Below are 11033 nucleotides of genomic sequence, written 5' to 3'. Positions count from 1 at the left end.
GGCGCGGCCCGTGTCGTAGTGTTTCAGACACAAGCAGAAAGGCGCACCGTGGACGTTCGCATCGGCATCCAGAACTCCCCCCGTGAACTCGGATTCGAGACCTCGCAGACGGCGGCGGAGGTGGAGCAGGCCGTCGCGGCGGCGCTCTCCGGGCAGTCGGCGCACCTCAAGCTCACCGACGACAAGGGCACCGTGTACGTCGTGCCGTCGGCGGCGCTCGCCTACATCGAGATCGGCTCGGAGGAGTCGCGCCGCGTCGGATTCGTCGCCTGACGATGGAGCTCATGTTCGTCGCGCTCGGCGGAGCGATCCTCGGACTCGCCGCTCGCTATGCGCTCCCCCGCCGGCACACGTACGGCAGCGCCCTCGTGCCCGCGATCGGCACCGCGGTCGCGGCCGTCGTGTGGGTCGGGCTCACCTGGCTCGGCTTGCCGTGGGACGGCGGCTGGATCTGGGTCGCCTCCCTCGTCGCCGCCGGGCTTGCGGCCGTCGCGGCCGTTCTCGTGATCGGCCCGCGCCGGGAGCGCGGCGACGCGGCGCTCTTCGAGCGGCTCGCTCGGCCGGGTGCCGCGGCCCGGAAGGCCTGACCGGCGCCTCGACGGCGACCTCCGGCTACGCCGTGAGCCCGAGCGCGTCCATGCGACGCGTGTGGTCGGCGATGAGCTCGGTGAACACGGGCTCGACCTGCTCGCCGGCCCGCGCCGAGGCATCCGACCCCCGCAACGCAGAGCGAGCGATGAGGAGCGTGTCGCCCACGAGGCTCCGGCCCCAGAGGGCGAGTCGGTCGGCGAGCCTCGGGTCCGCCTGGATCGCGGCCTTCAGTTCGGATTCGAGCACGACCGTGGCGCCCTCCTCGTCGAGGATGGCCCGCACGCGCGCGCCGAGCTCGGCCGGAAGACCCTCGGCCAGGCGCGAGAAGAACGAGTCGAGCATGCCGGCCGTGAGGTGGATCCCGAGGAGCAGCTCGTACCAGTCGGCGCCCGCCGTCGCCTGGCGGAACCGGTCGGTGGCCGGCGCGAACGGCGCCATCACGTCGTCGGGTTCCACGTCGAGCCGGCGCAGCTCCGCGATGAGCGCGTGGTGCTTGCGCAGCGCGACGCCCGCGGCCGCACTCAGACCCTCCTTCGACGGTAGCGTCGGCGCGGTGGCCACGGCCTTGGCGAGGCCCTCGAAGAACTCGAGCTGGATGTAGGCGGCCTGCCCGAGGAAGGGCACGGGCTCGGGCACGAGCTCGTGGAAGTCGACGCGCGCGAGCTCGGTCGGCGCCGGGCGCGGACGCAGGCGCGGCGTCTCGGGACGCGGGCCGCGTCGATTCGTCCGGAACACCACGGGCCCAGCCTATCGGAGGCTCTCAGGGAGTCTCCGATAGGCTGGAAGCGCATGCGGGCGTTGGACCCGCGGCCGTGCGCCTGGAGTCGAGACGAGGCGCACCCTCATCAGCGACATTCGACAGGCAGAACTTTGACCACTTTCAGTGACCTCGGCGTCGCGTCCGACATCGTCGACGCCCTCGCCGGGAAGGGCATCATCGATGCCTTCCCCATCCAGGAACAGACCATCCCCCTCGCCCTCTCGGGCCAGGACATCATCGGCCAGGCCAAGACCGGCACGGGCAAGACCTTCGGGTTCGGCCTGCCGATCATCCAGCGCCTCGGCGACGACCCCGAGCCGGGCGTCAAGGTGCTCGTCGTGGTGCCCACCCGCGAACTCTGCGTGCAGGTGACCGAGGACCTCGAGCTCGCGGCATCCAACCGTCCCACCAAGATCGTGTCGATCTACGGCGGCAAGGCGTACGAGGGCCAGATCGAGCAGCTCAAGGCCGGCGCGCAGATCGTCGTCGGCACGCCCGGACGCCTGCTCGACCTCGCGTCGCAGCGCCTCCTCTCGCTGCGCAACGTCAGCGAGATGGTGCTCGACGAGGCCGACAAGATGCTCGACCTCGGCTTCCTGCCCGACATCGAGAAGATCATGGCGCAGACCCCGGCGACCAGGCACACGATGCTGTTCTCGGCGACCATGCCCGGTCCGATCGTGGCGCTGGCCCGCCGCTTCATGACCCGGCCGATCCACATCCGGGCGACCGACCCCGACGAGGGCCTCACGCAGGCGAACATCAAGCACCTCGTGTACCGGGCGCACTCGCTCGACAAAGACGAGGTGATCGCCCGCATCCTCCAGGCCGACGGCCGCGGCAAGACCGTCATCTTCACGCGCACCAAGCGCGCGGCGGCGAAGCTCGTCGAGGAGCTCAACGACCGCGGCTTCAACGCCGCCGCCGTGCACGGCGACCTCAACCAGGACCAGCGCGAGCGGGCGATGGCGGCGTTCAAGGCCGGCAAGAAGGACGTGCTGATCGCCACGGATGTCGCGGCGCGCGGCATCGACGTCGACGACGTGACGCACGTCATCAACCACACCATCCCCGACGACGACAAGGCGTACCTGCACCGCGTCGGTCGCACCGGGCGCGCGGGCAAGACCGGCATCGCCGTCACGTTCGTCGACTGGGACGACCTGCACAAGTGGGCGCTCATCAACCGGGCGCTCGACTTCGGCCAGCCCGAGCCGACCGAGACCTACTCGTCGAGCCCGCACCTGTACTCCGACCTCGACATCCCCCAGGGCACCAAGGGCCGGCTGAAGCCGAGCGCGACGGCCGCACCCGCGCGTTCGAGCACGGCCGGGCGCAGCGAGGGCCGTGCCGAGGCCGATGCCGAGCGCGCACCGCGTTCGCGTTCGCGCCGGCGCACGCGCGGCGGCAAGCCGGCCGGTGAGCCGGCCGCCGGCGGCGAGAGGGCCGACACGGCCGCCGTCGCGAAGGAGCCCGGCACCGGGACGCACGACGGCAAGGGGCACGAGCACCACGACGGCAACGCGGCACCGCGCCGCCGCCGCCGGCGCCGCGGATCGACCGGCGGGTCGGCGCCCGCGGCGTGACGCTCCCCGTCACGCCGTCGGCGTGACGTCCCGCGCGTCGTCGCGCCGTCGGCGTGACGACGCGCGACCCGTCAGGGGAAGACCGGCGCCGAGCCGCGACCCTCGGCGATGATGCGCCCGACGACCTCGGGTGCGGTGCGGCACTCGCCCAGCACGTTCGGCTTGCCGGCACCGTGGTAGTCGCTCGATCCCGTGACGGCGAGCCCGAACCGGCGGGCGAGCGCGCGCAGTCGCGGCTTCGCGTCCTCGCGGTTCTCGGGGTGGTCGATCTCGAGGCCGAACAGGCCCGCGTCGACGAGACGCTCCAGCCGTTCGGGCGGGATGACCCGTTCCGCACCCCGGGTACCGGGGTGCGCGAGCACCGGCACGCCGCCGGCCGCACGGATGAGGCGCACCCCCGTGAGCGGATCGGGCGCGTAGTGCGGCTGCGCGTAGCCGGCGCCGGGATCCAGGATGCCGGCGAACGCCGCCGAGCGCGAGGCCACGTGCCCGCGGGCCACGAGCGCGTCGGCGATGTGCGGTCGGCCGATCGTGGCGCCCTCCGTGGTCTGCGCGAGCACGTCGTCCCAGCTCAGCGCGTAGTCCCGGCCGATGCGGCGCACGATCTCCTCGGCACGAGTGAGCCGTGATTCGCGGATGTGGGCGGTCTCGGCGAGCAGCGCCTCGTCGAGCGGGTCGATGAGGTAGCCGAGCAGGTGGACGCTCGTGAACCCCTCACGAGTGGAGAGTTCGATTCCCGGGATCAGCACCACGCCCGTCTCGGGCACGGCGGCCGCGGCCTCGGCCCAGCCGCCCGTCGAGTCGTGGTCGGTGAGGGCGATCCCCCAGAGCCCGGCCGCCGCGGCCTGCTGCATCAGGACGGTGGGCGACTCGGTTCCGTCCGAGACCGTCGTGTGGGTGTGCAGGTCGGCTTCACCGGCGGCGACGGGAGACTCGGACACTCCTTCATGCTAGTCGCGGCATCCTCACCGCCGACTCCCAGCAGACCCGGAGTGACCCATCGGCGGAAGCAGGACGTGCTCGCCTAGGGTTGGTGGAATGCTGCGCTTCCTGGGCTGGACGGTCGTCCTCGGCACGGCCGCGCTCGCCGCCGTGCTCGTCTGGCCGCAGGGGGTGGGTCTCCAGAACCAGTGGGTGGCCGCGCACGTCGTCGCCCTGCGCGGTGCGGCGGCCCTCGGCGGCATCGTGTTCGCGGCGGCGTTCACCCTCTTCGCGATCCCGCGCCCGACGCGCCGGTTCGGGATCGCCATGGCCGTCGTCCTGGCGCTGTTCGCGGCCGGCAACGTCGCGGTGCTCGCCACGCGCGGCGCGAGCGGGTCGGATGCCGCGGCCGGCGAGGCATCCGTCACCGTCATGTCCTGGAACACCCTCGGAGAGGTGCCCGACGCATCGGGCATCGCGACGCTCGCGCTCGACGAGGGCGCCGACGTCATCGTGCTGCCCGAGACCACCGGACCGCTCGGCGAGGAGATCGCGATCGCGATGCGCGAGGGCGGCAGCCCCATGTGGGTGCACACCGTCGCCTTCGACGAGGTCGCGAAGGCGCGCTCCACCACGATCCTCATCTCGCCGGCACTCGGCGACTACACGGTCACGTCGGCGCTCGTGCCCGGACCGCCCGGCAACACGAACACGCTGCCCTCGATCGTCGCGGACCCGGTGGCCGGCGACGGTCCGCGCATCGTCGCCGTGCACGCCGTCGCGCCCATCCGTTGGGAACTCCGCAACTGGCGAAGCGACCTCGACTGGCTCGCCGAGCAATGCGCGGGCGAGAACGTCATCATGGCGGGCGACTTCAACGCGACGGTCGACCACTTCGCCGGCCGCGGCGTCGACGGCGGCGACCTCGGGCGGTGCCGGGATGCCGCGGTCGCCGCCGGCGCGGGAGCGATCGGCACGTGGCCGACAATCCTGCCGAAGCTCCTCGGAAGCCCGATCGACCACGTCCTGGCCACGCCGGGGTGGCGGGTCGACGCGTTCCGGGTCATCGGCGAGGTCGACGGGTCGGGCAGCGACCACCGGCCCGTGGTCGCGACGCTGAGCCGCGTCGGGTGACGTCGGCTCGCGGCGTCCGCTCGGCCGGCGGTGCCAGAATGGACGGCATGGCGAACACCACCGACACGAGCACCTCGACCGCGCGCCCCACGGCGGAGGAGGATGACCGCAACGCCAACCGCTCGACGACGCCCTCGTCGGAGGGCTTCAAGCGATACATCGGCACCGGCTGGGCCGAGCGCGACGAGTCGCTGCCGCCCGCGCGGGAGCAGGCGACGTTCGCCGCGGCCCGTCGCGCGAAGGTCTCGGCGGCGTTCACGGGCATCCGGCTGATCATCCCGGCCGGTGACATGAAGCAGCGCGCCAACGACACCGACTACCCGTTCCGCGCCCACTCGGCCTTCGCGCACCTCACCGGCTGGGGCGCCGACTCCGAGCCGGGCGCGGTGCTCGTGCTCGAGCCGAACGGCGACGCCCACGACGCCACCGTGTACTTCCGCGAGCGCGCCGGGCGCGACACCGAGGAGTTCTACGCCGACGCGTCGATCGGCGAGTTCTGGATCGGGCCGCGCCCCTCGCTCGCGCACGTCGCCGCCGACCTGGGCCTCGCCACTCGCGGCATCGCCGACCTCGACCACGTGATCGACTCGGTCGACACCTCGACGCTCGTGCTGCGCGAAGCCGACCCGGCGTTCACCGAGCGCGTCGACCACGCACGCATCCGGTACGCCGCCGAGGCCGCCCTCTCGACCAACGCGTCGGACGCCCCGTTCTCGCTCGAGGTGGGCGGCGAGCACGAGCCCGACGCCGAGCTCGCGCGCGTGCTCTCCGAGCTGCGCCTCGTGAAGGACGAGTTCGAGGTCGCCGAGTTGCGGGCCGCGATCGACGCGACGGCGCGGGGATTCACCGAGGTGCTCGAGGAGCTGCCCCGCATCACGGCCGAGGTGCGCGGCGAGCGCGTCATCGAGGGTGTCTTCGCGACCCGCGCCCGGCTCGACGGCAACGACGTCGGCTACAGCTCGATCGCCGCGGCCGGCCCGCACGCGACCATCCTGCACTGGACCCGCAACGACGGCCCCGTCGTGCCCGGCGACCTGGTGCTCCTCGACGCGGGGGTCGAGCGCGACACGTACTACACGGCCGACATCACGCGCACGTTCCCGGTGAACGGCACCTTCTCGCCGGTGCAGCGCCAGGTCTACGAGGCGGTGCTCGAAGCCGCGGATGCCGCGTTCCGGGTCGTGAAGCCGGGTGCGATCTTCCGCGAGGTGCATGCCGCCGCAATGGAGGTCATCGCGCGGAAGACCGCCGAGTGGGGATTCCTGCCCGTGTCGGCCGAGGAGTCGCTGCAGCCCGAGAACCAGTTCCACCGCCGCTACATGGTGCACGGCACGAGCCACCACCTGGGGCTCGACGTGCACGACTGCGCGCAGGCGCGTCGCTCCATGTACCTCGACGGCGTGCTCGAGGCGGGCATGGTGTTCACGATCGAGCCCGGCCTGTACTTCCAGGCCGACGACCTCACGGTGCCCGAGGAGTTCCGCGGCATCGGCGTGCGCATCGAGGACAACGTCCTCGTGACCGCCGACGGCGCCGAGAACCTCTCGGCGGCGATCCCGCGCACGGCCGACGAGGTCGAGGCGTGGGTGCGCGGCGCCGCGCGCTGACGCCCTCGCGGCCTCGGAGCCACATCCGCGTCCTCCGCGCCCGCACAACTGGCGCAGAGCCCGCGGGCGTGGCGCGGCCGGCGGTCGGGTTCGTCAGGCGCGCGCGGCCCGGCGCTCCTGCCACCAGGCCCAGAACCGCGCGAGCTGGCGCTTGGTGAAGGCGGCGAGGCGTTTCGCCCACGCAAACTCGGTGCCGAGGATCGCGAGGCCGAGGAATACGACGAGCCATCCGGGGCCGGGCAGCGGCACGAGCAGCAGCCCGCCGAACGCGATGACCCCGCCGAGCACGCCGACGCCGAGTCGGTAGGCGAACCGCAGCCGCGGGTGGCGGTCGATCCAGCGGCGGATGCCGCGGAGCATCCGCCGGATCGGACGATCCGGCCGCTCGCCCTCGGCGATCTCGAGCTCGAGCTCGCGTTGCGTGATCAGGTGCACCATGGGCGACACGATATATCGCGAATCTGGAAATGCCCCGCGACGTCGCCGGCCGCGCAAGGAGCGCTGCTGCTCACCGCGCCCCTGTGCGCCCTCGCGTCGACCGAAGCGGCGCACCGGCCGCGCGACCGGCCCGACGCCGGCGGGCCTCAGGCGTCGGCGTCGCCGCGTTCGCGCTGCCGGCGCGCCCGGCGGGCGGCGTCCTGCGCCTCGCCGTAGGTGAGGCCGCGCGGTTCCTCTTCGGCCGCTTCCGCGCCGGTGTCGGATGCCTCGGTGCCCTCTCCTCCGGCCGACGCCGCCTCCCCGCCCGACGGCTCTGCCGACGCGGCGGGCGCGGGCGGCGGCGCGGCCGCCGGCACGGCCGCGGAGGCAGCGGGCGGCACCGGCGCGGCCGGCGCGCTCCACGGTGCACCCGCGACATCCGTGGTTCCGAGCACCTGCCGTGCGCGCGTGACGTGCGCCGGCTCGGCGACGATCGAGTAGCGCGTCGCCAGCACCTGGGCGATCGAGGTGAAGTCGCGGCGGCGCCGGTTGACCGAGTACGAGACGACGCTGAAGATCATGCCGAATCCCGCGCCGATGAGGATCGCGGCGCCCAGGATGCCGAGCGACGCGCCCGTGGGGGCGAAGATGAAGAACAACAGGCCGAGGAAGGTGCCGAACCAGGCGCCCGACAACGCGCCGGCGCCGGCGGCCCGCCCCCAGCTGAGGGTGCCGGTGATCCGCTCCACGCTCGTGAGGCCGGTGCCGACGATCGCGAGCTCCTTCACGGGGAAGCCCGCCTTGGCCAGCGTGTCGACGCCGGCCTGCGCCTCGGCGTAGGTCTCGAAGCTCGCCACGGTCTCACCGCTGGGGAGGGTCGGATACGTGCGCGCCATGCGGCCGCCGAACGGGGATTGGTTGGTCACGCGGCCATTCTCCCACGGGGCCGCGCGCCGCCGCCCGGAACCGGCCGGAATGCCGGTTCCGGGGCTAAGTTGGTGGTGTGAGTGCCACGAGAGTCTTCGTCGCCCGACTCGCCGGCTGCGCGGTCTTCGACCCCGCCGGCGACCGGGTCGGTAAGGTGCGCGACGTCCTCGTCGTGTACCGCAAGAACGACCCTCCGCGGGTCGTCGGACTCATCGTCGAGATCCCGGGCAAACGCAGGGTCTTCGTCTCGATCGGGCGGGTCACGTCGATCGGGGGCGGCCAGATCATCACGACGGGCCTCATCAACCTGCGCCGGTTCGAGCAGCGCGGCGGCGAGGTGCGCGTGATCGCCGAGATGCTCGGTCGCAAGGTGGTCTTCAACGACGGCTCGGGCCAGGCGACGATCGAGGATGTCGCGATCGAGGAGCGCGAGCCCGGCGAGTGGGAGGTCGACCAGCTCTTCGTGCGCCGACCCAAGGGCGCATCGCCGTTCACGAAGGGGCAGTCGGCCTACGTGACCTGGCGCGAGGTGCGCGAGTTCACGGCGAAGGGCGAGGCGCAGTCCGCCGAGCAGCTCATCGCGACCTACTCCGAGCTGAAGCCCGCCGACCTCGCGAACACGCTCCTCGACCTGCCCCCGCAGCGCCGGCAGGAGGTCGCCGCGGAACTGCCCGACGACCGGCTCGCCGACGTGCTCGAGGAGATGCCCGAGTCCGACCAGGTCGAGATCCTCGCGAAGCTCGGCGACGACCGCGCCGCCGACGTGCTCGACCACATGTCGCCCGACGACGCGGCCGACCTCATCGCGCAGCTCCCCGAGGAGCGCGGCGAGCACCTCCTCGAGCTCATGGAGCCCGAGGAGGCCGACGACGTGCGGTTCCTCCTCTCGTACGGCCCCGACACCGCCGGCGGGCTCATGACGACCGAGCCCATCATCGTCTCGGCCGACGCGACCGTGGCCGAGGGACTCGCGCTCATCCGACGTCACGACCTCCCGCCGGCGCTCGGCGCCGCGGTGTGCGTCACCCTGCCGCCGTACGAGCCGCCGACGGGTCGGTTCCTCGGCATCGTCCACTTCCAGCGGATGCTCCGCTATCCGCCGCACGAGCGCCTCGGCACGCTCATCGACCAGGGCCTCGAGCCCGTCCGCGCCGACACCTCCGCCGCCGAGGTCAGCCGCATCCTCGCGAGCTACGACCTCGTCTCGGTGCCGGTGGTCGACGAGAAGCACCGACTCGTCGGGGTGGTGACGATTGACGACGTGCTCGACTACCTCCTGCCCGATGACTGGCGAAGTCATCCCGAGGAGACCGAAGTGGGACGCCGCGCCGCGGCGCGCGCGCAACTGACCACCGGTAGCATCCCGATCCCGCATGGAAGGAGGGCAGGAGATGGCACGCGTTGACGTCGACCGCCGGTTCGACACCCCGAAGGGAATCCGCCGATCGCCGGCCTTCCGCGGATCGGGCGACAGCGACCGCTTCGGTCGCTTCACCGAGTACATCGCGCGCGGCATGGGAACGCCCTGGTTCCTGTTCGGCCTCTCCCTCTTCGTCGTCGCGTGGATGCTCTGGAACACGCTCGCACCCACGAACCTGCAGTTCGACCGCGCCGACTACGGCTTCATCGCGCTGACCCTCGCCCTCTCCCTGCAGGCCTCCTACGCCGCCCCGCTCATCCTGCTCGCCCAGAACCGGCAGGACGACCGCGACCGCGTGCAGATCGAACAGGACCGTCAACGCGCCGAGCGGAACCTCGCCGACACCGAGTACCTCGCCCGCGAGGTCGTGGCGCTCCGGCTCGTCGTGAAGGAGCTCGCGACGAAGGACTTCATCCGCGCCGAGCTGCGTGCCGCGATGGAGGAGCTCGACCGGCAGCCCGACGGGGAGGCCGAGCATGCCCCCCGTTGACGTCGCAGCACTCGAGCAGGGGGTCCGCGCCGCACTCACCGGCGTCATCGACCCCGAGATCCGCAAGCCGATCACCGACCTCGACATGGTCGAGTCGGTCGCGGTCGGCGACGACGGTCGTGCACGGGTCGGCATCCGGTTGACGATCGTCGGATGCCCCGCCAGCGACCGCATCGAACGCGACGTGCGGCAGGCCGCGGAGACGGTCGTCGGGCCCGGCAACGCCGACGTGGACCTCACGGTCATGACGCCCGAACAACGGCAGGCGCTCACCGAGCGGCTCCGCGGCGGCCGCGCGGCACGGGGCAACCCGTTCGGCCCGGGCACCCTCACCCGCGTGATCGCGATCACGAGCGGCAAGGGCGGCGTCGGCAAGTCGACGATCACCGCGAACCTCGCCGTCGCGCTGGCCGCACGCGGCTTGAGCGTGGGGCTCGTCGACGCCGACGTGCACGGCTTCTCGATCCCGGGATTGGTCGGCCTCGTCGACGAGCACGGCAACGCCGCCCGCCCGACGCGGGTCGACGACATGATCCTGCCGCCCGTGGCCCACGGCGTGAAGGTCATCTCGATCGGCATGTTCGTGGAGCCCGCCGAGCCGGGCGGCCGCGCGTCGTCGGTGGCCGTGGCGTGGCGGGGTCCGATGCTGCACCGCACGCTCAACCAGTTCCTCACCGACGTGTACTTCGGCGACCTCGACGTGCTCCTCGTCGACCTGCCGCCGGGCACCGGCGATGTGGCGATCTCGCTGGGGCAGCTGCTGCCGAACGCCGAGGTCGTCGTGGTCACGACGCCGCAGCCGGCCGCGGCCGACGTCGCCGAGCGATCGGGCGTGGTCGCCCGGCAGACCGGACAGCGCATCGTCGGCGTGGTCGAGAACATGTCGGGCTTCGCCGGGCCCGAGGGAAGCGTCGTCGAGCTGTTCGGCGCCGGCGGCGGCGCCCTCGTGGCCGAGCGGCTCTCCGAGGGGCAGCCCGAGCCCGTGCCGCTCCTGGCGAGCGTTCCGCTCAGCATCGCGCTGCGACAGGGCGGCGACGCCGGCACGCCCGTCGTGGCCTCCTCGCCCGACGATCCGGCCGCGCGCGCCATCGAGCAGGTCGCCGAGCACCTCGCCGCCCTCCCCCGATCGCTGGCCGGTCGCCGCCTCGACGTCTCGGTGCGGTGATCGAACGATGAGCCG

12 protein-coding genes are annotated in these 11033 nt (G+C 72.7%); 8 read left to right on the top strand and 4 right to left on the bottom strand.

The genetic code is table 11. The features are described from left to right. Window positions 1–48: 48 nt before the first annotated feature. Both EZM51_RS08995 and EZM51_RS08990 read left to right on the top strand, forming a co-directional pair. Window positions 49–273 (top strand): DUF3107 domain-containing protein, encoded by a 225-nt coding sequence (locus tag EZM51_RS08995; protein WP_136707925.1) that lies wholly within the window; start codon window positions 49–51, stop codon window positions 271–273. Window positions 274–275: 2 nt separating this feature from the next. Next, window positions 276–587 carry a hypothetical protein gene (locus tag EZM51_RS08990; RefSeq protein ID WP_136707924.1) on the top strand — a complete coding sequence of 104 codons (312 nt, stop codon included), beginning with the start codon at window positions 276–278 and terminating at the stop codon, window positions 585–587. Window positions 588–612: 25 nt separating this feature from the next. Here EZM51_RS08990 and EZM51_RS08985 read toward each other — a convergent pair whose 3' ends face one another. Further along, window positions 613–1329: a ferritin-like fold-containing protein gene (locus tag EZM51_RS08985; RefSeq protein WP_136707923.1), complete on the bottom strand. Its 717-nt coding sequence runs from the start codon at window positions 1327–1329 to the stop codon at window positions 613–615. A 132-nt stretch (window positions 1330–1461) separates the two neighbouring features. Between EZM51_RS08985 and EZM51_RS08980 the strand changes: the two genes are divergently transcribed. Further along, the gene (locus tag EZM51_RS08980) at window positions 1462–2937 is read left to right on the top strand and encodes a DEAD/DEAH box helicase (protein ID WP_169053846.1); all 1476 of its coding nucleotides are present in this window, start codon (window positions 1462–1464) and stop codon (window positions 2935–2937) included. Between the two features lie 71 nt (window positions 2938–3008). Here the strand turns inward: EZM51_RS08980 and EZM51_RS08975 are convergent, their stop codons facing one another. After that, on the bottom strand, window positions 3009–3878 hold the full coding sequence (locus tag EZM51_RS08975) for a PHP domain-containing protein (RefSeq protein ID WP_136707921.1): 870 nt from the start codon (window positions 3876–3878) through the stop codon (window positions 3009–3011). A 97-nt stretch (window positions 3879–3975) separates the two neighbouring features. Here EZM51_RS08975 and EZM51_RS08970 point away from each other — a divergent pair, with 97 nt between their 5' ends. Continuing rightward, window positions 3976–4992, top strand: coding sequence for an endonuclease/exonuclease/phosphatase family protein (locus EZM51_RS08970; RefSeq protein WP_136707920.1), 1017 nt, complete (start codon window positions 3976–3978; stop codon window positions 4990–4992). A 47-nt stretch (window positions 4993–5039) separates the two neighbouring features. Further along, window positions 5040–6599 (top strand): aminopeptidase P family protein, encoded by a 1560-nt coding sequence (locus EZM51_RS08965; protein WP_169053845.1) that lies wholly within the window; start codon window positions 5040–5042, stop codon window positions 6597–6599. Window positions 6600–6692: 93 nt separating this feature from the next. Here EZM51_RS08965 and EZM51_RS08960 read toward each other — a convergent pair whose 3' ends face one another. Then, window positions 6693–7037: a TIGR02611 family protein gene (locus EZM51_RS08960; protein ID WP_136707918.1), complete on the bottom strand. Its 345-nt coding sequence runs from the start codon at window positions 7035–7037 to the stop codon at window positions 6693–6695. A gap of 146 nt (window positions 7038–7183) precedes the next feature. Beyond that, window positions 7184–7942, bottom strand: a complete 759-nt coding sequence (locus EZM51_RS20835) for a general stress protein (protein ID WP_211195864.1) — start codon at window positions 7940–7942, stop codon at window positions 7184–7186. 77 nt (window positions 7943–8019) lie between these two features. Between EZM51_RS20835 and EZM51_RS08950 the strand changes: the two genes are divergently transcribed. Genes EZM51_RS08950 through EZM51_RS08940 form a run of 3 tightly spaced genes read left to right on the top strand, consistent with a single transcriptional unit; the run spans window position 8020 to window position 11018 of the window. Continuing rightward, complete coding sequence (locus EZM51_RS08950) at window positions 8020–9348, top strand: CBS domain-containing protein (RefSeq protein ID WP_136707917.1); 1329 nt, start codon at window positions 8020–8022, stop codon at window positions 9346–9348. Beyond that, window positions 9335–9853 (top strand): DUF1003 domain-containing protein, encoded by a 519-nt coding sequence (locus EZM51_RS08945; protein ID WP_136707916.1) that lies wholly within the window; start codon window positions 9335–9337, stop codon window positions 9851–9853. Before EZM51_RS08950 ends, EZM51_RS08945 begins: the two co-directional genes overlap by 14 nt. Next, window positions 9840–11018, top strand: a complete 1179-nt coding sequence (locus tag EZM51_RS08940; protein WP_136707915.1) for a P-loop NTPase — start codon at window positions 9840–9842, stop codon at window positions 11016–11018. Before EZM51_RS08945 ends, EZM51_RS08940 begins: the two co-directional genes overlap by 14 nt. Window positions 11019–11033: the final 15 nt, after the last annotated feature.

This window comes from Agromyces sp. H66, assembly GCF_004959775.1.
Taxonomy (GTDB): domain Bacteria; phylum Actinomycetota; class Actinomycetes; order Actinomycetales; family Microbacteriaceae; genus Agromyces.
The sequence above is the reverse complement of the archived record's forward strand: the minus strand, read 5'-3'. Positions and strand labels throughout refer to the sequence as shown.

Excerpts from the sequence above, each read along its gene's own strand:
- EZM51_RS08990 (WP_136707924.1), top strand. The coding sequence starts at position 276 with ATGGAGCTCATGTTCGTCGCGCTCGGCGGAGCGATCCTCGGACTCGCC.
- EZM51_RS08970 (WP_136707920.1), top strand. The coding sequence starts at position 3,976 with ATGCTGCGCTTCCTGGGCTGGACGGTCGTCCTCGGCACGGCCGCGCTC.
- EZM51_RS08965 (WP_169053845.1), top strand. The coding sequence starts at position 5,040 with ATGGCGAACACCACCGACACGAGCACCTCGACCGCGCGCCCCACGGCG.
- EZM51_RS08960 (WP_136707918.1), bottom strand. The coding sequence starts at position 7,037 with ATGGTGCACCTGATCACGCAACGCGAGCTCGAGCTCGAGATCGCCGAG.
- EZM51_RS08945 (WP_136707916.1), top strand. The coding sequence starts at position 9,335 with ATGGCACGCGTTGACGTCGACCGCCGGTTCGACACCCCGAAGGGAATC.
- EZM51_RS08940 (WP_136707915.1), top strand. The coding sequence starts at position 9,840 with ATGCCCCCCGTTGACGTCGCAGCACTCGAGCAGGGGGTCCGCGCCGCA.